Below are 24,329 nucleotides of genomic sequence, written 5' to 3'. Positions count from 1 at the left end.
GCTGTCATGATTCCTGGCGTCAGTGCGCCTCCGTACCCATCCGGACCGCGTCTGCGTCGACGGCATGGCAGGCCACCGCGTGCCCGTCGCCGAGTGCCTCCAGGTGTGGCGGCTCACGCGCGCAGCGTGGCGTGGCCAGGGGGCAATGCTGGCGATAGACGCAACCCCTTGTGGCCGATAACTCAGCAGGCGTATCGGCGCTGGCGGCGATGTACCGGGCGCCAGCATCGTCGAAACGCGGCCGCGCCGCCAGCAGCGCCCGGGTGTAAGGGTGGCGTGGTGCAGCGAAGATCTGCGCCGCCGGCCCGACCTCGCACAGTGTGCCGCGGTAGAGCACGGCGACATGGGTCGCCAGATACTCGACTACGGCGAGATCATGGCTGATGAACAGATAGGTCAGCCGGCGGGCGAGCTGGGTGTCGACGAGCAGATTGAGCACCTGAGCCTGAACCGAGAGATCCAGCGCCGACAGCGGCTCGTCGGCGACGATCAGCTCTGGTGAGACGCTCAGCGCCCGGGCGATGGCCACACGCTGGCGCTGTCCGCCGGAGAGCTCATGGGGGTAGCGCTCGCCCCAGCCGCGATCGAGCCCGACGTCGCTCAATAGGGCGTCGACGCGCTCGCGCACCTGCTGGCGTGATGCCTCCGGGAAGTGCACATGGATCGGCTCTTCCAGTGCCTGGGCGATACGCAGGCGCGGATTGAGCGAGGCGTAGGGGTCCTGAAAGATCATCTGCATGCGTCGGCGATAGCGCTGGCGCTGACGGTCCTTGAGATGATCGATGCGCGTCCCGGCATAGTGCACCTCGCCCGCATCAGGGGTCAGCAGCCCCATGATCAGGCGTGCCAGGGTCGACTTGCCGCTGCCCGACTCGCCCACCACGCAGAGCGCATCGCCGCGCCAGAGTGTCAGGCTGACCGCGTCCAGGGCTTGGATCTCCACAGGCCGGCGACGACCGAATACGCCGCGTAGCAGGCGATAGCGGTGGCTCAGCCCGCGCACCTCGAGCAGCGGCTGCGCGATATCCGCGGGCTGGCCGAGGTCGCCGAGCGCGGATGCCGGGGTAGATGCGGGCGTGGAACGCGCCTCAGTCGAGCGGTTCATCGTGCACCTCTACTGCGTCGCTCGTCTCTTGATCGATCAATCGCGCCACCCAGTGGCAGGCGACCTCGCTGCCGCTACTGGGGATGAGTGCGGGAGAGCTGCCCTCGCAGCGCCGCCGTAGTTCGTCATCCGCGGCATGACGGTAGCGGCAGCGCGGATGAAAGGCGCAGCCAGTGGGCGCCGCACCAGGCGCGGGCGGGCTGCCGGGGATCGGGCGCAGCGGTGCCGCGGCGGATACATCTGCGGCAGGGCATCGACCAGCCCCTGGGTGTAGGGGTGCTGGGGGTCGTTGATCACGTCGCGTCGGCCCGCTTTCGACCACCCGACCGGCATACATCACCAGCACGCGCTGGGTCAGCTGCTGGATCACCGTGAGATCGTGGGAGATCACGATCAGGCTCAGGTCGAGGGTCCGACAGAGTGAGGCGAGCAGGGCGACGAGCTCGGCCTGAGTGGTGACGTCCAGCGCGGTAGTGGGTTCGTCGGCGATGATGATGTCCGGGTCGAGCAGCAGCGCCATGGCGATCACCACGCGCTGACACTGGCCGCCGGAGAGTTGGTGCGGATAGCGTGAGAGCTGGCTTTCGGGCGCCTCGAGGCCCACCTGGTGCAGCCGATGCAGCACCATCCTGCGCGCCAGACGCCGGGAAAGACGCCGGTGGGCACGCAGGGTCTCGTGCATTTGCTGGCCCACGGTGAGCACCGGATTGAGCGTCGCGCAGGGGTCCTGGAATACCATCGCCATGCGTCGGCCTCGAATGGCTCGCCAGTGCCGCTCGGAGAGTGTGGTCAATTCGCGCCCCTCGAGCCGGATACGGCCGCTGACGATACGCCCCGGCGGTGCCAGCAGATTGACCAGACTGAAGCCGAGTACCGACTTGCCGGCGCCGGATTCGCCGACGATGCCCAGGCAGTCGCCGCGCCCGAGCCGGAAACTCACTCCAGCCAACGTCTCCAGCACCATCCCGGGCAGCGTGAAGTGCACGCTGAGATCGTCGACTTCCAGCAGTGCCATACGCGCTATCCTCCCCTCGAGCTGAGGGCGGCGGGCGCCCGATACGGGTCGAGATGCTCGCGCCAGGCGTCACCCAGCAGATTGACCGCCAACACCGTCAGCACCAGATAGGCCCCGGGCAGCAGAGTGATCCACCAGGCCCCGGACTGCAGGTAGTCGAACCCGGACTTGATCAGCGACCCCAGCGATGGCTGGGTCTCGGGCAGGCCCAGACCCAGGAAGGAGAGTGCTGCCTCGGCCATGATTGCCTGGCCGATCTGGGCCCCGAGATCACCAGCAGCGCCGGCAGGGTATTGGGCAGCAGATGGCGCAGCACGACCCGCGGTGCGGAAAAGCCCAGCACCCGCGCCGCCTCGATGTACTCCTTGCGCTTTTCCGCCATCACGCTGGCGCGCACCGTGCGCGCATAGAGCGGCCACTCGCTGAGGCCGATGATCAGGATCAGCAGCCAGATGCCGTAGTGGCCGTAGAAGGCCCCGCCGAAAGCCGCCTTGACCACGGCACTGATCACGATCGCCATCATCAGGGTGGAAAACGCCAGCTGGACGTCTGCCCAGCGCATCAGCAGGGCATCGAGGCGCCCACCACGATAGCCCGCGAGCATTCCCAGGGTCACGCCCAGCAGCAGCTGCAGCAGCACCGCGCCGAAGCCGATCGCCAGCGACACCCGTGCGCCGTAGAGCATCAGCGAGAGCAGGTCGCGTCCCTGGATATCGGTACCCAGTGGATGGCCGGGCAGGCTGCCGGCGAGCCACCACGGCGGGCGCAGGGAGTCGCGCAGCTCGACCTGGGTCAGATCGTAGGGGTCGCTGGGCGCGAGCCAGGGAGCCAATAGCGCCGCCCCCGCCAGGAACACAAACAGGCCCAGGCACAACCATAGCCGGCGACGCTGCGCGAGGCGGCCGAGCGCGTTCATCAGCGGACCCGACGACGTCTTCGAGGAGAGCGAATTCACTGCATCCCCCCTGGCGCCACGACCCTGGGGTCGAGCAGCCGGCAGCAGAGATCGACCAGGGTGTTGATCAGTAGAAACAGCACGCCGGCGACCAGCAGATAGGTCACGATCAGCGGGCGATCGCCGCGCTCCACCGCATCGAGGAACATCAGGCCCACCCCGGGCCACTGGAACACGCTCTCGACCAGCAGGGTGTAGGCCATCAGAGAGCCTAGCTGGATACCGCCCAGGGTCACCACCGGCAGCAGCGCGTTCTTGAGCGCGTGCCAGGCGTAGATGCGCCATGGTGACAACCCGCGAGCGTGGGCGAAGCGGATATAGTCGCTCGCCAGCACGCGGCGCATCTCGGTATGGATCAGGCGCACGAATAGCGGCAGCATGCCCGCGGCCAGCGACAGCGCCGGCAGGGCGAGATAGGCGAGTCCCTGCCACGAGGCGAAGTTGGTCGCCCAGTTGCCCCACAGCGGTACTGGATTGCCGCGCCCATAGGCGGGCATGCCACCGAGGTCGGCCAGCCAGCCTGTAGAGGCGCCGGTCGTAGCGCTGGACAGGCCCAGCGAGAATACCTGGATCAGCAGAATGGCGGTCAGAAACACCGGCAGCGAGACGCCAAGGGCAGCCAGTCGCAGGATCAGGCGCGCCACGGTGGCGTGTGGCTTGATCGCGCTGTAGATTCCCAGCGGCACGGCGAACAGGGCGGTAAGCAGGCTGCCGGAGAGCACCAGCTCCACGGTCGCCGGCAGATAGCCCAGCACCACTTCCAGCGCCGGGCGATGGAAAAAGCTCGAGGTGCCGAAATCCAGCCGCAACAGCTCGCCCAGGAACTGCGGATAGCGCCGCCAGGCAGCGCCGCTGCTGGCCCCGTCCGCGCCGGGCAGGGCGTCGCGCAGCACGAAGGCGATCAGGCTGATCGCCAGCAGTACCCCTACCGCCTGCAGCAAGCGCTTGAACAGAAAGCGCGTCATCGACATCCAGCGTCTCTCCTTCCCCCAGCACACGTTCTTCCCCAGCTCGCTCAGCGGCTGTGGGTCTCCCCGGCGCGGGGTGTCACCACCACGTCGCCCAGGTAGGGCATGTTCATCACGTTGAGTACCGGTTCGATGGCGACCCGATCGGACGCCGCCCAGGCCAGATTCTGCCAGTAGAGCGGAATGAACGGAGCGTCGGCGTAAACCATCGCCTCGGCCTGTCGCAGCATGCTGGTACGCCGGCGCATATCGGTCTCGCTGTTGGCCAGCGCGACCAGTGAGTCGAGCTCCGGGTTGCAGTACTCGCTGGCGTTGTACTGGCCGGTGCCGCTGCGACTGTCAGGGCAGAAGGTCAGGTATTCGAAGAAGTTGGCCGAGTCGCCGGTGTCCGAGTACCACCCCATCATCATGATATCGGCAGCGCGGCGATCGTACTCCGTCCAGTACTGATTCTTCGGCACGCGTCTTGAAATCGACCCGGATATGGATCTGGCCAGCATCGCCGCCACGGCCAGCGCCACCTGCGCGGTCTGGGCATCGTTGACATAGCGATTGTTGGGTGCCATCAGGGTGACTTCGAAGCCATCCGGATAACCGGCCTCGCGCATCAGCCGTCGGGCCTTGGCCAGATCGTAACGTGGGGTGAGCTGTTCGTCGTGCCCGGCATATCCTTCAGGTGACATCTGCGCCGCCGGGGTGACGAACCCTCCAGCAGGTGCTTGGCGATCGCGCGCTGGTCGACGGCATAATTCATCGCCAGACGCACGCGGCGGTCACGGAAGGCGGGCACCCGGCGCTGATTGAGCTGCAGCAGGGTGATGCGCACCCCGGGCATGGTGACCAGATCGATCCCCGGCGCATGCTCGAGGCGGGTCAGGGCGGTGGCCGGCACCGGCGCAATGAAGTCGACATCGCCGGCCAGCAGGGCTGCCACCCGGGTCGCACTCTCACCGATCGCCACCGGAGAGGTGCTCGACATTGCCCGGCGAGGCGTGGTCCCAATAGCCGGGGAAACGTGTCAGTTCGATCCGGGCGCCGGGTTGAAAGCGGGTGACCTCGAACGGTCCGGTACCCGACATATGGCGTGAGGCGAAGGTATCGCCACCCTTGACGATCGCCGCCTTGTCCTGGCCCTGGCGATCGCCGGCCCCCGCGGGGAGCTGGCCGCTGTAGAAGCGGCTATCCAGGGGAAAGATGTAGGTCGCCAGATTGAGCAGCAGCGGAAAGGGGCTCCGCGTATGCAGATCGATGGTGGCGTCGTCGACCACCGTGACGTCGACGATGGGGGCGAAGATCGCCTTGAAGTCGGGGCTGCGCTTGAGCCGCGCCACGGTCCAGGCGACATCGCGCGCGGTGAACGGGTTGCCGCTGTGGAAGTGCACCCCACGGCGTAGATGCAGGCGCAGCGTGGTGTCGTCCAGACGCTCCCAGGACGTGGCGAGACGCGGCTCGAGCCCCAGGTGGCGGTCCCAACGCACCAATGGGTCGAACACCAGGTGTGCAAGTCTGAGCACGCCCACCGTGAGCTGCTCATGAATGTCCAGCGACACCGGCAGGGTGTCATAGGCCACGTCGAGAGTGGCAGCGTCGGCGCGGGCGGTCGCGGGGAGCACGCTGGCGCAGAGCAGGAGCGCGCCCAGGAGTCGCCGTCGCGCCCGCGTCGTGAAAAGCGTTGCCAGCCGGGCCTCAAGCCGGTTGCTGTTGCGCATGCGTGCCTCATCGAAGTGCTTGTCTATTATCATCGATCGGCGACGTGGTGATCGCCCCAGTCGCTCAGCAGGCGCCGGGCATGATGCGGATCGTGCCGGTCTGGTCAGCACGCGATACGGTGCAGCCGAGATCGTTGACGCGGCCATCCTTGAGCCCGTAGACCCAACCATGCACCGACAGCGGCTGCTCGCGCTCCCAGGCGCGCTGGATGATCTTGGTCCGGCACAGATTGGCGACCTGCAGGCGGACGTTGTGCTCACACAGGCGATCGACCTGCTCCTCCAGTGGCAACGCCTCGAGTTCACGCTTGTGCTGCTGGTACAGCTCGCTGACGCTGTGCAGCCAGTAGTCGACGATACCGTGCTCGCCGCCGGTGATCGACGCCTTGACCCCGCCGCAGCCGTAGTGGCCGACCACCATGATGTGCTTGACCTTGAGCACGTCGACGGCGAACTGCACTACCGAGAGCGCATTCATGTCGTTGTGATAGATCAGATTGGCAACATTGCGATGGACGAAGACCTCGCCCGGCGGCAGATCGACGATCTGGTTGGCGGGTACGCGGCTATCGGAGCAGCCGATCCACAGATAGTCGGGGTTCTGCTGCTGAGAGAGGCGAGTGAAAAAATCGGGATCCTGCTGCTGGATGCTGTCCGCCCATTGACGGTTCTGCTTGAGGAGCGTGTCGATGCTCATGGAGGTCACCTGAAACCTGAAGGGAGACGGACGCTATACGCCGCACGAGGGGGAGAATTCTAGGTCATTCCGACCGGTATGCGTAGTGAGATGCCCAGGTAGGGACGTATTGGGCGATGCCGAGAGGAGAGGGTGAGATAGAGAGCGCGTGCGTAGGCCGACTATGCTGGAGCGGTGGCCGGGTTGATGGGTGGGGCGCATTGGCTGGGTATATGGCCCTGATAGGCAAGGTCTTTCCCGCCCCCCGAACTGGGCTGGTATGATCGCGACAACATTTTCCAAGGAGTCAGACAGTGGCGAGTTACGATTACGACCTGTTCGTCATCGGCGCCGGTTCCGGCGGCGTGCGTGCTGCGAGAACCGCGGCGGCAAATGGAGCGCGCGTGGGGGTGGCCGAAGATCGCTATCTTGGCGGTACCTGCGTCAATGTCGGCTGCGTGCCGAAGAACTCTACTCCTACGCCGCTCACTTCCATGACGCCTTCGAGGATAGTGCCGGGTTCGGCTGGACCCTGCCGCAGGCGCCCAGTTTCGACTGGGCCACACTGCGTGACAACAAGGTGGCGGAGATCGCGCGCCTCAACGGGATCTACGGACGGCTGCTCGATAACGCTGGCGTGACCCTGATCAACGGTCGCGCCAAGGTCTTGGATGCCCATAGCGTGGAGATCGATGGCGAGCGCATCAGCGCCGAAAAGATCTTGGTGGCAGTGGGAGGCTGGCCCTGGGTTCCGCCATTCGAAGGCAGTGAGCTCGCCATCAGCTCCAATCAAGTGTTCGATCTCGAGCGCTTCCCCGAGCGCTTCCTGGTCCTGGGCGGCGGCTATATCGCGGTGGAGTTCGCCAGTATCTTCAATGGCCTGGGTTCCGAGACCCATCTGATCTACCGCGGCGACCTGTTCCTGCGCGGATTCGATCAGCAAGTCCGCGAGTTCACCCGCGACGAGATGGGCAAGAAGGGCGTCAACCTGCACTTCGAGGTCAACATCGAGCGCATTCGCCAGCTCGACAGTGGCTTGGAAGTGACGCTGACCAATGGCGAGCAGCTCGAGGTCGATGCGGTACTCGCGGCTACCGGCCGCCGCCCGCATCTGGAAGGGCTGGGTCTCGACACCCTGGGCGTGACGCTGAACGACGATGGTACGCTCAAGGTCAATGAGCGTTTCGAGACGTCGATCCCGTCGATCCTGGCGATTGGCGACGTCACCGGCGGACCGGAACTGACACCCGTGGCGCTGGCGGAGGCGATGCATCTGGTGGCACATCACTTTCGTCGATCATCAGGATGGCAGCACCCCGGGGGCGCTCGATTACGACGACATTGCCACCGCAGTCTTCTGCCACCCCAATATCGGTACCGTGGGGCTCTCCGAAGAAGCAGCGCGCGAGCGCTATGCGGCGATCCGGGTCTACAGCGCCGACTTCCGACCAATGAAGCACACTCTCTCCGGCAGCGACGAGCGCTGTCTGATGAAGCTGATCGTCGATGACGAGAGCGATCGCGTGGTGGGCGCCCACATGGTCGGCGAGGAGGCCGGCGAGATCATCCAGGGTCTGGCGATCGCCGTCCGCGCCCGACTGACCAAAAGCGACTTCGATGCCACCGTGGGTATTCACCCGACCGCGGCGGAAGAGTTCGTCACCATGCGCAGCGTCACCCGCCGCTGAGCCTCGCAGCACAGTGCACATCGACGGCCACCTTCGGGTGGCCGTTTGCGTTGGCGGGCATGACGCCTACCGGCTCCCGCTGGAGGCTCTTAGATCCCGCCACAGGCGTTTTTTCCCTGCTGGTCTAGACTGGAAGCTGCGATTGACGGTGTCTCCAAGACGCTCGTCAATATGGCATAACCATTGTTTATTGAAATCGGATGGGTGGATAACCTGCCGTTTGAAGCAGGCGCGACACCTTGTTATCCTGTTAAGACATTAGTCATGGCGATGGACAAGATGACCAATCCCAACCCGGCATTCACCCCTTCGGCGGATCTGGCAAGACCCACGGTGGCAGATGCGGTGGTCGGCAAACCCGATATGCCGCTGTTCATCCGCAAGCCGACCACGGAGGACGGCTGGGGCATCTACGAGCTGGTCAAGGCATGCCCGCCGCTCGATGTGAACTCGGGTTACGCCTATCTGCTGCTGGCGACGCAGTTCCGCGATAGCTGCGCCGTGGCGACCACGGAGGAGGGCGAGATCGTCGGTTTCGTCTCCGGCTACGTCAAGGCTGCAGCACCCGACATCTACTTTCTGTGGCAGGTCGCGGTAGGCGAGAAGGCACGCGGCACGGGGCTTGCACGCCGCCTGGTGGAGGCAGTGCTGAGCCGCCCGGAGCTTGCCGGCGTCAATCATCTCGAGACCACCATCACTCCGGACAATCAGGCGTCCTGGGGGCTGTTCAAGCGGCTGGCGGATCGCTGGCAGGCGCCGCTGATCAGCCGCGAATACTTCTCCACCGATCAGCTCGGCGGCGAACACGATCCGGAAAATCTGGTCCGTATCGGTCCGTTCGACCCGCAGCACATCTGACTTCCGGCGCCGGCAGCCGGTCACCCTAGGCTGCCGGGCCGTCTCCAAGCTTCATCACTTGTACATCATCAGCCAGGGAGGTTGCATGCAGACCCAGATTCTCGAACGTATGGAGTCCGAGGTACGGACTTATTCGCGCTCTTTCCCGACCGTCTTCACCACGGCCAAGGGCGCGCGTCTGACCGACGAGGCGGGCGGGCGCGAATACATCGACTTTCTCGCCGGTGCCGGCACCCTCAATTACGGCCACAATCACCCCAAGCTGCAGGAAGCGCTGGTCGACTACATCACCAGTGATGGCATCACCCACGGGCTCGATATGTGGTCCCAGGCCAAGCGTGACTATCTGCAAACCCTGGAAGAGGTGATCCTCAAGCCGCGCGGTCTCGACTACAAGGTGCACCTGCCGGGGCCGACCGGCACCAACGCCGTCGAGGCGGCGATCCGTCTGGCGCGTGTGGCCAAGGGCCGTCACAACATTGTCACTTTCACCAACGGCTTCCACGGCGTGACCATGGGAGCGCTGGCGACCACCGGCAACCGCAAGTTTCGCGAAGCCACCGGTGGCATTCCCACCCAGGGCGCGAGCTTCATGCCGTTCGACGGCTACATGGGCGATGGCAATGACACCCTCGACTACTTCGAGAAGCTGCTGGGCGACAACTCCGGTGGCCTCGACCTGCCCGCCGGTGTCATCGTCGAGACCGTACAGGGTGAGGGCGGCATCAATCCCGCCGGCCTCGACTGGCTGAAACGCCTGGAGAGTATCTGCCGCGCCCACGATATCCTGCTGATCGTCGACGATATCCAGGCCGGCTGCGGGCGCACTGGCAAGTTCTTCAGCTTCGAGCATGCCGGCATCGTGCCGGACATCGTCACCAACTCGAAGTCACTCTCGGCTTATGGTCTGCCGTTCGCCCATGTGCTGATGCGCCCCGAGTTGGACAAGTGGAAACCGGGCCAGTACAACGGCACCTTCCGCGGCTTCAACATGGCCTTCGTCACCGCTGCCGCCGCCTTCAAGCACTTCTGGAGTGATGACAAGCTGGAGCGTGACGTCCAGCGCAAGGGCCGTATCGTCGAAGAGCGCTTCACCAAGATCGCTGCCTGGCTGACCGAGCGTGGCCATGAGGCAAGTGAGCGCGGCCGTGGTCTGATGCGCGGTATCGACGTGCGCAAGGGCGAGATCGCCGACAAGATCACTGCCAAGGCGTTCGAGAACGGCCTGATCATCGAGACCGCCGGTCATGATGGCCAAGTGATCAAGTGCCTGTGTCCGCTGGTGATCAGCGACGAAGATCTGCTCGAGGGTCTGGATATTCTCGAGCGCAGCGTGGAAGAAGCCATTGGCTGAGACATGACGTCTCTGGCCGGCGCGGTCGCTCGCGCCGGGTAAGTGTCACCCGGGGTTTGCCTGGTGAAGGCAGACCTCGAATTCATCCCCGAGGAGCAGAATCGATGATCGTACGTAACCTGGAAGAGTGCCGTAAGACCGAGCGTTTCGTCGAAGCCGAGAACGGCAACTGGGATAGCACCCGTCTGATGCTGGCCGACGACAACTGCGGTTTCTCCTTCAACATCACCCGGATCCATCCGGGCACGGAAACCCATATCCACTACAAGAACCATATCGAGGCGGTGTTCTGCTACGAGGGCGAGGGTGAAGTCGAAACCATCGCCGATGGCAAGATCCATACCATCAAGGCCGGCGATATGTACCTGCTCGACCAGCACGACGAGCACTGGCTGCGTGGCAAGGAGAAGGGCATGACCGTGGCCTGCGTCTTCCTGCCGGCGCTGACGGGCCGCGAGGTCCACCGCGAAGATGGCTCCTACGCTCCGCCGGAAGCGTGATCTGCGCTTCTGACCAGCGCGACGTAAGCAGGGCATCAAAAAAAGACGGGCAGCCTCAGGGCTGCCCGTCTTTCTATTACCACGGTCTATTAACTACGACCTGCTACCACGACTTCAACCCAGTGCCAACGACACGATCGACTCTGCCATCGGCAGGCGGCTGTCGACCGACATCATCACGCTAAGCGCGGTGACCACCATGATCGAAAAACCGAACACCTTGCGGGCCCAGGCCTGATCATCCTCCGCGCGGTAACCGCGCAGGGTGATCACCAGCCAGTAAAGACCCACTGCCACGGCCACGATCGCGTAGATCCAGCCGGTGTAGCCGGCCACGCTCAGCATCACCGACGCCACCACGAAGAGTGCGGTATAGATCACGATATGCCGCTTGGCCACCCCGATGCCGCACTTGACAGGCAGCACGGGAATCGACGCCGAGGCGTAGTCGTTGAAGCGGAAAATCGCGATCGCGTAAGAGTGGGGCATCTGCCAGATGCTGAAGATGATCAGCAGCAGCAGGGCGCCCAGATCGAACTGACCGCTGACGGCACAGTAGCCGATCACCGGCGGCGAGGCCCCGGAAAGACTCCCCACCAGCGTGCCGTAGACCGAATGGCGTTTCAGATAGAGGCTGTAGGCGCCGACGTAGATCGCGAACCCGAAGGCAGCGAAGCCGGTGGCCAGTGCCGTGGTCTGCCACGCCAGTAAACCGAAACCGAGCACACCCAGTACGCCACCCAGCAACAGTGCGACCGGAATCGAGATCTGACCGGTGACCATGGCGCGCGACTGCGTGCGCGCCATGTGCTGGTCGATGTCTCGATCGATCACGTTGTTGAAGACGCAGCCGGAGGCCACGACCAACGAGGTGCCGATCACCGCAGCAAAGAACAGCAGGGGATCGAAACGGCCACCGGCGGCCAAAAAATAGCCGCCGATGACTGTCACGAGGTTGCCGAAGATGATGCCGGGCTTGGTCAGCAGCAAATAGGGCTTGAGGGCCATTTGCGTGCTTAGTTCAGCATCATGTTGACGTGGATGTTGTGCATGATCCATAGGGAACCACCAATGATCAGCCCCAGGATACCGACGTGAAGACGATGGCGATGAAGTTCCAACCGCCTTCGGCCTTGGTATTCAGGTGCATGAATAGGACCAGCTGCACCAGCACCTGCGCAATGGCAGTGACCACCACGGTCACCATCATCACCGGTACGCTGAAGCCACCGGCCATGACAACACCGAACGCGATCAGCGTCAGTACGATCGAGAGGACCAAGCCGATGAAGTACGACTTGTAGCTGCCATGGCTGGCGCCGTCATGAGAGGTATGGATATCGCTCATGTTACATGGCTCCAAACAGGTAGACGAAGGAGAAGACGCAGATCCAGACGATGTCCAGGAAGTGCCAGAACAGGCTCAGGCACAGCATGCGCGGCTTGGTGACGCTGTCGAGACCGCGGCGCGAGATCTGGATGAACATGGTCGCGATCCAGATCAGGCCGAAGGTCACGTGCAGACCGTGGGTGCCGACCAGGGTGAAGAAGGCCGACAGGAAGGCGCTGCGATCCGGGCCATGGCCTTGGGCGATCAGGTGATGGAACTCGTACACCTCCATCGCGACGAAGCCGAAGCCGAGCAGAAAGGTCACGGCCAGCCACTTGAGCACGGCACCGCGATCACCGGCGTTCTGTGCCAGCACGGCCAGGCCGAAGGTGAAACTACTCACCAGCAGCAGGAAGGTCTCGACCAGCACGAAGGGCAGCTCGAAGATCTCCTGCGAGGTCGGGCCACCGGCGGTAGCGGTGCCCAGGACCCCGAAGGTGGCGAACAGCGATCCGAAGATCACCAGGTCGCTCATCAGGTAGATCCAGAAGCCGAACACCTTCATCGCGCCGGCATCGTGATGCTCATGCCCGTCGTGGGCATGAGCGTCGTGGTTAGTCAGGGTATCGGTTGCCATGGTTACGCCTGCATCTCCAACCGTTTGTGGTATTCACGCTCGGTCTTTTCGACCTCGGCAGCGGGGATGTGATAGTCCACGTCATCGTTGTGGATACGCACCATGAAGGTCACGAACATGCCGATGGCGCCAACGGCGACCAGCCACCAGATGTGCCACACCAGGGCGAAGCCGAAGATCAGGCTGAACAGCCCCAGGATCGGACCTTCGTTGGTGTTCTTGGGCATGTGCACGTCTTCGAAGTGGGTCGACAGCTCACGCTTGAAGCCACCCGGCTGCTGCTTCATCTCCCAGTAGCTGTCGATGGAGTGAACCTCCGGCAGATGGGCGAAGTTGTAGTTCGGGGGCGGCGAGGAGGTGGACCACTCCAGGGTACGGGCATCCCACGGGTCGCCGGTGACGTCGCGATTCTTCTCGCGGTCGCGGATACTCACCACGAGCTGGATCACGATGCAGGCGATGCCCAGAGCGATGATCACGGCGCCGACCCAGGCGACGATCATCAGCGGCTGCCACTCGGTCTGCTCGTAGGACTGCATGCGACGCATGGCACCGAAGAAGCTCAGTGCGTAGAGCGGCATGAAGGCCATGTAGAAGCCGACCAGCCAGCACCAGAAGGAGCGCTTGCCCCATTTCTCGCTCAGGGTGAAACCAAACGCTTTCGGGAACCAGTAAGTGAAGCCAGCCAGCATGCCGAAGACCACGCCGCCGATGATGACGTTGTGGAAGTGGGCGATGACGAACAGGCTGTTGTGCAGCACGAAGTTGGCGCCCGGCACGGCCAGCATGACACCGGTCATGCCACCCAGGGTAAAGGTGATGATGAAACCGATGGTCCACAGTACCGGCGTGGTGAACTCGAGACGCCCGCGGTACATGGTGAACAGCCAGTTGAAGATCTTCACACCCGTGGGTATCGCGATGATCATCGTCGTGATGCCGAAGAAGGCGTTGACGTTGGCACCGGCACCCATGGTGAAGAAGTGGTGCAGCCAGACGATGAACGACAGGAAGGTGATCGCCACCGTGGCCCAGACCATGGTCTTGTAACCGAACAGACGCTTCTTGGTGAAGGTCGAGATGACCTCGGAGAAGACACCGAATGCCGGCAAGATCAGGATGTACACCTCAGGGTGGCCCCAGGCCCAGATGAGGTTGACGTACATCATCTGGCTGCCGCCCATGTCATTGGTGAAGAAGTGCATCCCCAGGTAGCGATCCAGCGTGAGCAGGGCGATGGTCGCGGTCAGGATCGGGAACGACAGGATGATCAGGACGTTGGTGCACAGCGCCGTCCAGGTGAAGATCGGCATGCGGAACAGGGTCATGCCCTTGGTGCGCATCTTCAGGATGGTGACGAAGAAGTTGATACCGGTCAGGGTCGTCCCGATACCCGATATCTGCAGTGACCATATCCAGTAGTCGACCCCGACGTCTGGACTGTACTGCAACTCCGATAGCGGCGCATAGGCGAGCCAGCCGGTCTTGGCGAATTCACCGACGACCAGCGAAATGTTCACCAGAATGACGCCGGCAGCGAACAGCCAGAAGCTGACGTTGTTCATGAACGGGAAGGCAACGTCGCGAGCGCCGATCTGCAGCGGCACCACCAGGTTCATCAGGCCGATGACCATGGGCATGGCGACGAAGAAGATCATGATCACACCGTGGGCGGTGAAGATCTGATCGTAGTGGTGGGGCGGTAGATAGCCCTCGGCGCCACCGGCGGCAATAGCCTGCTGGGTACGCATCATGATCGCGTCGGCAAAGCCACGGACCAGCATCACCAAGGCGACCAGGAAGTACATGATCCCGATCTTCTTGTGGTCGATGGAGGTGATCCAGTCGCGCCACAGATAGCCCCACTTGCGATAGTAGGTAATGAGCCCGACGACCAGGGCGCCGACGATTCCGATGACCGTCGCCGTGACCATGATGATCGGCTCATGGTAGGGAATCGAATCTAAGCTGAGTTTTCCGAACATGACGTTACTCCGCTGCCTGCGCACTCATGGGCATTGAAGGCTCCTGTGCTTGGTTGTGCTCGCCATGGCTCTGCGGACCACCGTGACCAGACTTGTAGCTTCTGATCAGGTCGCCGTAGAAGTCGGGCGAAACCTGCGAGAAATACTGCACCGGCGCGCCGATGGTCGGCTGTGCCAGCTTGTTGTAGTCGTCCGGGAACATCATCGTGTCGGGCGACTGCTTGACCTTGTCGACCCAGGCCTGGAAATCGGCTTGCGACGTCACATGGGCGTCGAACAGCATTTCCGAGAAACCTTCGCCGCTGTAGTGGGTCGAACGACCACGGAAGGTGCCGATTTCACTGCCTTCGAGATAGACGTCGTTGTTCATCCCGGCCATGGCATAGATCTGGCTGCCCAGGTTGGGAATCATGAACGAGTTCATCACCGTGCCCGAGGTGACCCGGAAGTGCACCGGCGTATTCACCGGCATGGCCAGCTCGTTGACCGTGGCGATGCCTTGCTCGGGATAGATGAACAGCCATTTCCAGTCGAGCGAGATCGCATCGATGGTCATGGTTTCGTCTGCACTGGCGATCGGCTTGTGCGGATCATAGGAGTGCGACGTCTGCCAGGTGAGAATCCCCAGGAAGAGGATGATGACGCATGGGATGGCCCATACGAAAAGCTCGATGACGTTGGAGTGCTCCCAGTTCGGCGTGTACTTGGCCGCCAGGTTGGTGCCGCGATACTTCCAGGCGAACAGGATGGTCATCACGATGACCGGAATGACCACGATCAGCATCAGACCGAAAGCGGTGATGATCAGTGACTTGAGCCCCTGACCAACAGGACCACTCGGGTCCATCAGTGCCGAACCGCAACCGCTCAACAGCAGTGGTACGGTCAGCCACGTCATCACACTCAAATACTTGAGGGAGTTCCTTTTTCTCATCTCACGACCCCAGTGGAGGAAAGCTTTTGGCCCTGCAACATCGGCTAGCGGCCTGCATCATACGCCGCTCGCCAGGGCTGACAACTCGAATGACGAGAACCGCCGTTGCCATCGGCCTCGACAAGTCGCCAACGAAGTAGGGATTTCGCGGACGACATTGTACCTAAAAAAACCTTGCCCAGCAGGCTGGTGGCGGCAAAGTGCCGCGCGTGTGGCGATTTGTCGCACTATCTGTCGCACCACCTGTCGCAGACGTGGACGTCGGGTCATCCAGGCTGTTTGGCGGCGTCATTCAGACTAGTCCATCGGCACGCGACGTGCGCCCTGAAGGCCCAACCCATTCGGCGTGGGTGCATTTGGCATGATGGGCCAGCGGCACAGCGCAGGAGAAGAACGCGAGCCATCTTGCCGGGACGGGCGCACTCAGACCAGACCGGCGTGCGCTGCATCTGATACAGGACAAGAGAAGCCAAGAAGTCGGTGGCATACGAGGCAGCGAAGCGCTGGGTAGACACGATGATGAAGGGTCATTGGCCACCTTCGTCCTTGGCGACCACCTTGGCAACCAAGACTTCGCATAATATATATTATGTTAAATACACTATGCGAAAGCTTTCCCAGTCGTTGCTGACAGCCATTGGTGCCATCTCCTTTCTGATCATCAGTAGCCTCCTCTACGGGTATCCACCGCTTGCCTCGCGCGCATGCGCGCGTGATTTCAGGCGCCGCGGCATCTGGCCAGGCGCTCGGTGGCTCTGCTCAAGGTGAGCGCGTAGAATGGCCAATTCTTTGTACAACGGCTCGGGATTGTCGATGATCGACTCGGATGCCCTGCTCAGACAGGCAGACCAACAGTGCCAGGAACGCGGCGTGCGCTTCACGCCGATCCGGCGCCGCGTGCTCGAACTGATCTCCGCCACGCCCGGCGGGCTCAAGGCTTACGATCTGCTCGACCGGCTCTCCGACGAACACGCTGCGGCGCGCCCGCCGACGGTCTACCGCGCGCTCGACTTTCTCATCGAGCAGGGTCTGGTGCACCGTATCGAATCGCTCAATGCCTATATTGCCTGCCCGTGCCCGGAGCATGTGCATCGCTTTCAGCTATTAATCTGTCGCCACTGCGGCCGTGTCGAGGAACTGCATCAGGAAGCCGTCGGCGAGATACTGGCGAGTACGGCGCGGGAGCGCGGCTTTACCATCCAGCGCCAGACCATCGAGCTGTTGGGTACCTGCGATGCCTGTCGCGACGGCGCCGAGCGCGCCTGATAGACCGCGAACACCCCGCGAAGCCATCCCTTTGATCCTATTCGGCGAAAGCCTATCTATTTTTTTCCAGCCGACGAGAGACGCCATGTCACGCCTGTTTGACGATCTAGAGACCGCAGCCCCCGGCACTCGGGTGGCACTGGACGAGCTGGTCGAGAACGCCCGCTGGAATGCCGATGGCCTGATGCCGGCGATCGCGCAGCAGCACGATAGCGGTGAAGTGCTGATGATGGCGTGGATGAACGCTGCCGCCCTGCGCGAAACCCTGACCACAGGCCAGGTCTGCTACTGGTCGCGTTCACGCCAGACCTTCTGGCGCAAGGGCGAGACCTCTGGCCAGCGCCAGCGCCTGGTCGAGGCGCGCCTCGACTGTGATGGCGACACCCTGCTGCTCAAGGTCGAACAGACCGGCCCTGCCTGCCACACCGGGCGGCGTGACTGCTTCTACATTCGGCTCTCGGAAGAGATCGGCGAGGTCGATCGTGAACCGCTGATCGCCCCAGAGGCGCTCTACGGCAAGCCACGCTGATCGTATGCTGCGCCGCCTAGCCGCTACCCTGATGACCGGGATGATCCAGGGCTATCGCTACCTGATCAGCCCCCTGCTCGGCCCTCGCTGCCGCTTCTGGCCGACCTGTTCCAGCTATGCGCTGGAGGCGATCAAGCTGCACGGGCCTTGGCGTGGCGGCTGGTTGACGCTAAAGCGGTTGGGCAAGTGTCACCCGTTCCATCCGGGAGGCGTCGACCCGGTGCCCGAGCCGCGTCGTCGCTGTCGCTGCGCGGCTCGCGAGCCGTTCCGCGACGGCGCTATCCACGACACCCCGGTCCATGACACCTGCCAGAGAACAGCTGACGCCACGGCAGCTTCCGAACACGACAAAGACCGCGACGCGCGCTGACGAGTGCAGGCGATGTCGCGGCGCGGCGGCTCAGGCGGCCTGAGCGTCACGTGCTGTGGCGTGGATGCGCTCCAGCATGGCGTGCAGTCCGTTGCTGCGCGTGGGCGACAGGTGCTTGTCGAGCCCCAGTTCGGCGAGGAAGGTCGGCTGGCTGTCGAGAATCTCCTGCGGTTCACGTGCGTCGTAGATGCGCAGCAGAATCGCGATCAGCCCGCTGACGATGGCCGCATCCGAAGTGGCGCGGAAACGTAACCGCCCTGCCTCCGGTGTCGCGGTCATCCACACGTTGGACTGACATCCTTCTATCTTGTGCGCCGGGGTACGGTCCGCTTCCGGAAACGCCGGCAGTTGGCGCCCCATGTCGATGATGTACTGGTAGCGATCCATCCAGTTGTCGAACATCGAGAATTCTTCGAGCAGTTCGGCCTGGGCCTGTGCGATGCTCATGGGCTCTCCTTGGTTGTCGATCGCGCCATTATAGAGGCTGTGACCGGCCGACCCCAGCCGCACCTGCAGTCGGCGCATTACGACTCGATTTTACGTATCGTTTTTACGTAAATGGCCTATGCTGTGAGCAAGACCATCGTCAGTGGCCACAACGCCCTGCCGGTGGCAAGCGTGAAGGCGCCGCAGAAGCGCTTCCAAGACGCTAACAAAGGTACGAAATCATCAAGACAGGGAGCACACCCATGGCTCGTAACGGTATCCGCTACGACGATGTCTGTCGCGCGATCGAGACGTTGAAACACCGCGGTGAGACGATCAGCGTACAGAAGATCCGCGATTTCCTCGGCACCGGCAGCTACACCACCATCAGCGATCACCTGCGCGAATGGCGCCTGCGCCAGGATACCGGCGCGGTCAACAGCATTCCGCGTACCCACGAGCGCCCGGAGCTGCTCGAAAGCTGGGTCGCCGACATCTGGGACAAGGCGCAGCAGGCCGCCTATGAGAAGCTCGCGGTCTATCGCCAGCAGGCCGACGAGCAGATTCTCGACGCCAACGAGGCCAGCCAGGCCGCGCAGCGCCAGTGCGAGGACGCCGAACAGCGCCTCGCTGCGCTCAACGAGCACATGCTCATCGTCCAGGAGCGGCTCGAGAACAAGACCAACGAAGCCGCCCATCTGCAGGCGGAACTACAGGCACTACAGGCCCAGCAACAGCAGCAGCAGAAACGGCTGAACCAGCTGGAGCAGACCTGCCAGCGCCACCAGCAGGCGCTGGAACAGGCCGAGCGCCAGCATCGCGAAGCCTTGGCCAAGCAGCAGCAGACGCACCAGACCAAGCTGGCCCAGGAAGAGAAACGCCACGAAGCCGCCGAGAGTCGCCTGATGACGCTGCTCGACGAGGCGCGCCAGGAGCGGCTCAAGCAAGAGAAGCAGTACGAGCAGCGTCTATCGACGCTGGACCAGCGCAGCGAGCGGCTACAGATCGATCTCTCCGAGCAGCGGCGCCAGTACACTCAGCTGCAGGAATCACTGCGCGCGGACAAGGTGCACACCGAGCAGCTCGAGAGCGAGCGCCGTCTGAGCGACGACCGACAGCAGACACTGCAGCAGGAGAAGCAGCGCCTGGAGGCCGAACTCAAGAACCTGCGCGCGGCCAACCGCGAACTGCACGAGCGCCTCTCCCGCGCCGCCCTGCCCCCGACCGCCGTTTGAGCGCTGGCCTGCGCTCAGGGGGCTGTCGACGCCAACCCCGCTCGAAAGGACATGAAAAAAGCGCTCTGACGAGCGCTTTTCGAGGCGGGTTTGGTAATCCGGCGGTTGGCTGCCGCCGGACCGGGCCTGATCAGTCGTAGGCGTTATCAGTAGTAGGCGTTGGTGGTATCGGTATGGTCGGTGACGTCACGGATGCCGGCGAGTTCGGGGATACGCTCCATCAGCGTGCGTTCGACCCCCTCCTTCAGCGTCAGATCGACGGCGGCACAGCCCTGACAGCCGCCGCCGAACTGCAGCACGGCGACCTGCTCTTCGGTGAGCTGGATCAGGCGGATCTCGCCGCCGTGTGCCGCGAGCCCGGGGTTGATCTCGCTGTAAAGGATGTAATTGACGCGATCCTCCAGCGGGCTGTCGGCGTTGACCTTGGGCATCTTGGCGTTGGGCGCCTTGATCGTCAGCTGCCCGCCCATGCGGTCCGGATTGAAGTCGACCACGGCCTCTTCCAGGAACGGCACGCTGTTCTTGTCCAGGAAGACATCGAACTTCTCCAGCGTAAGGCGCTCGTCGCTGGGCTCTTCTTCACCCGGGCGGCAGTAGGCCAGACAGGTCTCGGCATAGGGCGTGCCCGGCTGGGTGATGAATACCCGCACCGCGATGCCCTCGACGTTTTGCTTGGCCAGCAGTTCGGCCAGGTATTCCTGCCCGCTTTCGGTGATCTGAATCGGTTGGCTCATGTCGCTGCGAACTCTGCTTGAGACGTAGTGGAACGAGATGGCGTGACGCTGGGCTTCGATCTCGTGGATGGCGTCCATGGTAGAAAAAAGCGCGCGCCAAGACAATCCCGAGTGATTTAGTCAGGAAAGTACCGGTACGCTTAACGACAATCCCTGCGCGTCTCGCCCGCCCGCGCTTTCTGCTACCCTGTGGCCCCCATCGCGCTCGACTGAGCCAGGGGCGCGCGAGCGCGCATCCACTCCCTCTTTTCCGAGCCGTTTTGCCGCAGGAGATCCGCATGGCCGTTCACCGCAGACCGTCGTTCGAGGCCCTGAGCCAGACTCTCGCAGCACGCATCGTGATTCTCGACGGCGGCATGGGCACCATGCTTCAGGAGTACCGCCTCGACGAGGCCGATTTCCGCGGCGAACGCTTCGCTGACTGGCCCAGCGAGCTCAAGGGCAACAACGATCTGCTGACCCTGACGCAGCCAGCGGTGGTCGGCGCGATCCACCGCGCCTATCTGGAAGCGGGCGCCGACATTGTCGAGACCAACACCTTCAACGCCACCCGGTTGTCGCAGTCGGACTACGGCATGGAGGTACTGGTGCCTGAACTCAATCGCGAGGCTGCCCGCCTGGCCCGTGAGGCCTGCGACGCGGTGGCCGCCGAGAGCGGTGTGCCGCGTTACGTGGCCGGTGTCCTCGGCCCCACCTCGCGCACGGCGTCGCTCTCCCCCGACGTCAACGATCCGGCCAAGCGCAATGTCACCTTTGACGCCCTGCGTGATAACTACACCGAAGCCGCGAGCGCGTTGATCGAAGGCGGTGCCGATCTGATCCTGATCGAGACCATCTTCGACACCCTCAATGCCAAGGCGGCGATCTACGCCTTGGAGGCGCTGTTCGAAGCCCGCGGCGAGCGGCTGCCAGTGATGATCTCCGGCACCATCACCGATGCCTCCGGACGCACCCTCTCGGGACAGACCACCGAAGCGTTCTGGAACGCGGTGCGCCATGCGCGACCGCTGTCGGTGGGGCTCAACTGCGCCCTGGGCGCGGAGGAGCTGCGCCCCTACCTCGAGGAGCTCTCCCACAAGGCCGATACCTTTGTCTCCGCGCACCCCAATGCCGGTCTGCCCAACGAGTTCGGCGAGTACGACCAGAGCGCCGAGGAGATGGCCGCGATCGTGCGCGAGTTCGCCGAGAGCGGCATGCTCAACGTGATCGGCGGCTGCTGCGGCACCACGCCCGAGCATATCGCCGCGGTCCGGCAGGCGGTCGACGGCGTGGCGCCGCGGCGCATCCCCGAGCGCCCCGCCGCCTGCCGCCTCTCCGGCCTCGAGCCGTTCAACATCGAGGCGCAGTCGCTGTTCGTCAATGTCGGCGAGCGCACCAACGTCACCGGCTCGGCGCGCTTCAAGCGTCTGATTCAGGAGGAGGACTACACCACCGCCCTGGAAGTGGCGCTGGAGCAGGTCGAGAACGGCGCCCAGGTGATCGACATCAATATGGACGAGGGCATGCTGGAGTCGCAGGAAGCGATGGTGCGCTTCCTCAACCTGATCGCCGGCGAACCCGACATCGCCCGGGTGCCGATCATGGTCGACTCCTCCAAGTGGGAGATCATCGAAGCCGGCCTCAAGTGCATCCAGGGCAAGGCGATCGTCAACTCGATCTCGCTCAAGGAAGGCGAAGCGTCGTTCCGCCACCAGGCCACCGAGTGCCGACGTCACGGTGCCGCCATCGTGGTCATGGCGTTCGACGAGCAGGGCCAGGCCGACACCTTCACGCGCAAGACCGAGATCTGTGAGCGCGCCTATCGGCTGCTGGTGGACGACATCGGCTTCCCCGCCGAGGACATCATCTTCGACCCCAACATCTTCGCCATCGCCACCGGGATCGAAGAGCACGACAACTACGCCGTCGACTTCATCGAAGCTACCCGCTGGATCCATGAGCGTCTGCCCCATGCGATGATCTCGGGCGGGGTGTCCAACGTCTCGTTCTCGTTCCGCGGCAACAACACCGTGCGCGAGGCGATCCACTCGGTCTTCCTTTATCACGCGGTCAAAGCGGGCCTGACCATGGGCATAGTCAATGCCGGTCAACTGGCGGTCTACGACGACCTTCCCGCGGCCCTGCGCGAGGCGGTCGAGGATGTCGTGCTCAACCGCCGCAGCGATGGCACCGAGCGGCTGCTCGAGATCGCCGAGCAGTATCGTGGCGACGCCACCGGTGGGCCGAAGAAGGAGGATCTCGAGTGGCGCGGGTGGGCGGTCGACAAGCGCATCGAGCACGCCCTGGTCAAGGGCATCACCGCCTACATCGAAGAGGATACGGAAGCCGCGCGGGCGGCGGCCGAGCGCCCCATCGAGGTGATCGAGGGACCGCTGATGGATGGCATGAACGTGGTCGGCGATCTCTTCGGCGCCGGCAAGATGTTCCTGCCTCAGGTGGTCAAATCAGCCCGCGTCATGAAGCAGGCGGTGGCCTATCTGATCCCCTATATCGAGGCGGAGAAGTCCGGCGAGAGCCAGTCCAAGGGCAAGATCGTCATGGCCACGGTCAAGGGCGATGTCCACGATATCGGCAAGAACATCGTCGGCGTGGTGCTGCAGTGCAACAACTACGAGGTGATCGACCTCGGCGTGATGGTCCCCGCAGAGAAGATTCTCAAGACCGCCCGCGACGAGGGCGCCGATATCATCGGTCTCTCGGGGCTGATCACACCGTCGCTCGACGAGATGGTTCACGTGGCCAAGGAGATGCAGCGCCAAGGCTTCACCCTGCCGCTGCTGATCGGCGGCGCCACTACCTCCAAGGCCCACTCCGCGGTGAAGATCGCCCCGCAGTATGCCGAGCCGGTGATCTACGTCAGCGACGCCTCGCGCGCGGTGGGCGTGGCCAGCCGCCTGCTCTCGCCCACGCTCAAGCCGGACTACGTTGCCGACATCCGGCGCGAGTACGACCAGGTGCGCGAGCGCAACGCCAAGCGCCGGCCCAAGGCGGCCGATCTGGACTACGCCGAGGCGCGTCAGCGTCGATTCCAGGCGGACTGGCAGAACTTCGCGCCGGTAACGCCCGCGCAACCCGGCCTGACGGTGTTCGACGACTACGATCTCGAAGAGCTGGTCCCGCGCATCGACTGGACCCCCTTCTTCATGACGTGGCAGCTGGCGGGCAAGTATCCACGCATCCTGGAAGATGAGGTAGTCGGCGAAGCCGCGCGCAACCTGTTCCGCGACGCCCAGGCGATGCTGCGCCGGCTGATCGATGAAAAGCATCTGCGCGCCCGCGGGGTGATCGGGCTATGGCCGGCCAACAGCGTCGATGACGACGTCATCGAGGTCTATGCCGACCCGCAGCGCTCGCAGGTCGTCGAGCGGCTACACCACGTGCGCCAGCAGAGCACCAAGGGGCGCGACGGGCTCTGCTACAGCCTGGCCGACTTCATCTCCCCGCGTTACGCTGCGGATGGTCGGGAGCGCAATCAGCTCGATTGGATTGGCGGTTTCGCCGTCACCACCGGCCACGGCGCGGACGAGCTGGCCAAGCGCTATGAGGCGGCCGGCGACGACTACAATGCGATTCTGGTCCAGGCGCTGGCCGATCGTCTCGCCGAAGCCTTTGCCGAGCGCCTGCACGAGCGCGTGCGCAAGGAGTTCTGGGGCTATGTGCCCGAGGAGACGCTGGACAACGACGCTCTGATCGCAGAGAAATATCAGGGTATTCGCCCTGCCCCGGGCTACCCGGCATGCCCCGATCATACCGAGAAGGCGACGCTGTTCCGGCTGCTGGATGCCTCCGAGCACAGTGGCCTCACTCTGACCGACAGCTTCGCCATGTGGCCCGCGGCGGCGGTATCCGGCTGGTACTTCGCGCATCCGGCGTCGAAGTACTTCTCCACAGGCAAGATCGGCCGCGATCAGGTCGAGGCGCTGGCCGCGCGCAAGGGACTTGCGCTGCCCGAGATGGAGCGCTGGCTGGCGCCGGTGCTCTCCTATGATCCGGACGACGTGATAACGCCAGCCGCCCGGGCATCATGAGCGTGACTCGGCGGCTAATAACGCTTA

General features: G+C 63.6%; 20 protein-coding genes and 3 pseudogenes. 9 read left to right on the top strand and 14 right to left on the bottom strand.

Features of this window, described 5'->3' with window-relative positions; all coding sequences use genetic code 11:
• Positions 1-19: 19 nt before the first annotated feature.
• From CN538_RS16985 to can, 7 genes and pseudogenes are all read right to left on the bottom strand, one after another.
• A complete protein-coding gene (locus CN538_RS16985; RefSeq protein WP_106420194.1) occupies positions 20-1,105 on the bottom strand; it encodes an oligopeptide/dipeptide ABC transporter ATP-binding protein in 1,086 nt (361 codons plus the stop codon).
• Entirely contained in the window at positions 1,089-2,120 is a 1,032-nt protein-coding gene (locus CN538_RS26505; RefSeq protein ID WP_422917524.1) for an ABC transporter ATP-binding protein, read from the bottom strand. Before CN538_RS26505 ends, CN538_RS16985 begins: the two co-directional genes overlap by 17 nt.
• Before the next feature lie 5 nt (positions 2,121-2,125).
• A pseudogene (locus CN538_RS16975) lies at positions 2,126-3,006 on the bottom strand (ABC transporter permease); the annotation flags it as partial.
• 65 nt (positions 3,007-3,071) lie between these two features.
• On the bottom strand, positions 3,072-4,046 hold the full coding sequence (locus CN538_RS16970) for an ABC transporter permease (RefSeq protein ID WP_422917523.1): 975 nt from the start codon (positions 4,044-4,046) through the stop codon (positions 3,072-3,074).
• A 44-nt stretch (positions 4,047-4,090) separates the two neighbouring features.
• Positions 4,091-5,022: pseudogene (locus CN538_RS25550) on the bottom strand (ABC transporter substrate-binding protein).
• A complete protein-coding gene (locus CN538_RS25545; protein ID WP_340638164.1) occupies positions 4,991-5,752 on the bottom strand; it encodes an ABC transporter substrate-binding protein in 762 nt (253 codons plus the stop codon). Before CN538_RS25545 ends, CN538_RS25550 begins: the two are co-directional and overlap by 32 nt.
• Positions 5,753-5,816: 64 nt before the next feature.
• Positions 5,817-6,449 (bottom strand): carbonate dehydratase, encoded by a 633-nt coding sequence (can, locus tag CN538_RS16960; RefSeq protein WP_106420193.1) that lies wholly within the window; start codon positions 6,447-6,449, stop codon positions 5,817-5,819.
• Positions 6,450-6,742: 293 nt separating this feature from the next.
• Here can and gorA point away from each other — a divergent pair.
• From gorA to CN538_RS16940, 4 genes and pseudogenes are all read left to right on the top strand, one after another.
• A pseudogene (gene gorA / locus CN538_RS16955) lies at positions 6,743-8,116 on the top strand (glutathione-disulfide reductase).
• A 279-nt stretch (positions 8,117-8,395) separates the two neighbouring features.
• Positions 8,396-8,974, top strand: a complete 579-nt coding sequence (gene ectA / locus CN538_RS16950; protein ID WP_106420690.1) for a diaminobutyrate acetyltransferase — start codon at positions 8,396-8,398, stop codon at positions 8,972-8,974.
• 85 nt (positions 8,975-9,059) lie between these two features.
• On the top strand, positions 9,060-10,328 hold the full coding sequence (ectB, locus tag CN538_RS16945) for a diaminobutyrate--2-oxoglutarate transaminase (protein ID WP_106420192.1): 1,269 nt from the start codon (positions 9,060-9,062) through the stop codon (positions 10,326-10,328).
• 104 nt (positions 10,329-10,432) lie between these two features.
• Positions 10,433-10,828, top strand: coding sequence for an ectoine synthase (locus CN538_RS16940; RefSeq protein WP_035473384.1), 396 nt, complete (start codon positions 10,433-10,435; stop codon positions 10,826-10,828).
• Between the two features lie 114 nt (positions 10,829-10,942).
• Here the strand turns inward: CN538_RS16940 and cyoE are convergent, their stop codons facing one another.
• From cyoE to cyoA, 5 genes are all read right to left on the bottom strand, one after another.
• Positions 10,943-11,836 (bottom strand): heme o synthase, encoded by an 894-nt coding sequence (gene cyoE, locus CN538_RS16935; RefSeq protein ID WP_106420191.1) that lies wholly within the window; start codon positions 11,834-11,836, stop codon positions 10,943-10,945.
• A gap of 67 nt (positions 11,837-11,903) precedes the next feature.
• Positions 11,904-12,176 (bottom strand): cytochrome o ubiquinol oxidase subunit IV, encoded by a 273-nt coding sequence (locus tag CN538_RS16930; RefSeq protein ID WP_340638163.1) that lies wholly within the window; start codon positions 12,174-12,176, stop codon positions 11,904-11,906.
• 1 nt (position 12,177) lies between these two features.
• Complete coding sequence (cyoC, locus tag CN538_RS16925; protein ID WP_106420190.1) at positions 12,178-12,795, bottom strand: cytochrome o ubiquinol oxidase subunit III; 618 nt, start codon at positions 12,793-12,795, stop codon at positions 12,178-12,180.
• Positions 12,796-12,797: 2 nt separating this feature from the next.
• Complete coding sequence (gene cyoB, locus CN538_RS16920) at positions 12,798-14,780, bottom strand: cytochrome o ubiquinol oxidase subunit I (protein WP_106420189.1); 1,983 nt, start codon at positions 14,778-14,780, stop codon at positions 12,798-12,800.
• A 4-nt stretch (positions 14,781-14,784) separates the two neighbouring features.
• On the bottom strand, positions 14,785-15,678 hold the full coding sequence (cyoA, locus tag CN538_RS16915) for a ubiquinol oxidase subunit II (protein WP_242495813.1): 894 nt from the start codon (positions 15,676-15,678) through the stop codon (positions 14,785-14,787).
• 849 nt (positions 15,679-16,527) lie between these two features.
• Here cyoA and CN538_RS16910 point away from each other — a divergent pair.
• The 3 genes from CN538_RS16910 (at position 16,528) to yidD (ending at position 17,879) form a co-directional block, all read left to right on the top strand.
• The gene (locus CN538_RS16910; protein WP_035473375.1) at positions 16,528-16,980 is read left to right on the top strand and encodes a transcriptional repressor; all 453 of its coding nucleotides are present in this window, start codon (positions 16,528-16,530) and stop codon (positions 16,978-16,980) included.
• An 85-nt stretch (positions 16,981-17,065) separates the two neighbouring features.
• Complete coding sequence (gene hisI / locus CN538_RS16905) at positions 17,066-17,509, top strand: phosphoribosyl-AMP cyclohydrolase (RefSeq protein ID WP_106420187.1); 444 nt, start codon at positions 17,066-17,068, stop codon at positions 17,507-17,509.
• 4 nt (positions 17,510-17,513) lie between these two features.
• Complete coding sequence (gene yidD, locus CN538_RS26500; protein ID WP_106420186.1) at positions 17,514-17,879, top strand: membrane protein insertion efficiency factor YidD; 366 nt, start codon at positions 17,514-17,516, stop codon at positions 17,877-17,879.
• A 30-nt stretch (positions 17,880-17,909) separates the two neighbouring features.
• Here the strand turns inward: yidD and CN538_RS16895 are convergent, their stop codons facing one another.
• Positions 17,910-18,326 (bottom strand): SufE family protein, encoded by a 417-nt coding sequence (locus CN538_RS16895; protein WP_106420689.1) that lies wholly within the window; start codon positions 18,324-18,326, stop codon positions 17,910-17,912.
• A 242-nt stretch (positions 18,327-18,568) separates the two neighbouring features.
• Between CN538_RS16895 and CN538_RS16890 the strand changes: the two genes are divergently transcribed.
• On the top strand, positions 18,569-19,540 hold the full coding sequence (locus CN538_RS16890; protein WP_106420185.1) for a DNA-binding protein: 972 nt from the start codon (positions 18,569-18,571) through the stop codon (positions 19,538-19,540).
• A 146-nt stretch (positions 19,541-19,686) separates the two neighbouring features.
• Here the strand turns inward: CN538_RS16890 and nfuA are convergent, their stop codons facing one another.
• Positions 19,687-20,274, bottom strand: a complete 588-nt coding sequence (nfuA, locus tag CN538_RS16885) for a Fe-S biogenesis protein NfuA (RefSeq protein WP_035473477.1) — start codon at positions 20,272-20,274, stop codon at positions 19,687-19,689.
• Between the two features lie 278 nt (positions 20,275-20,552).
• Between nfuA and metH the strand changes: the two genes are divergently transcribed.
• Positions 20,553-24,302 (top strand): methionine synthase, encoded by a 3,750-nt coding sequence (gene metH, locus CN538_RS16880; protein ID WP_106420184.1) that lies wholly within the window; start codon positions 20,553-20,555, stop codon positions 24,300-24,302.
• Positions 24,303-24,329 lie beyond the last annotated feature (27 nt).

The organism is Salinicola tamaricis (genome assembly GCF_003006155.1).
Classification (GTDB): domain Bacteria; phylum Pseudomonadota; class Gammaproteobacteria; order Pseudomonadales; family Halomonadaceae; genus Salinicola; species Salinicola tamaricis.
Note: the sequence above shows the minus strand (reverse complement) of the source record. Positions and strands in the feature narration are given on the sequence as shown.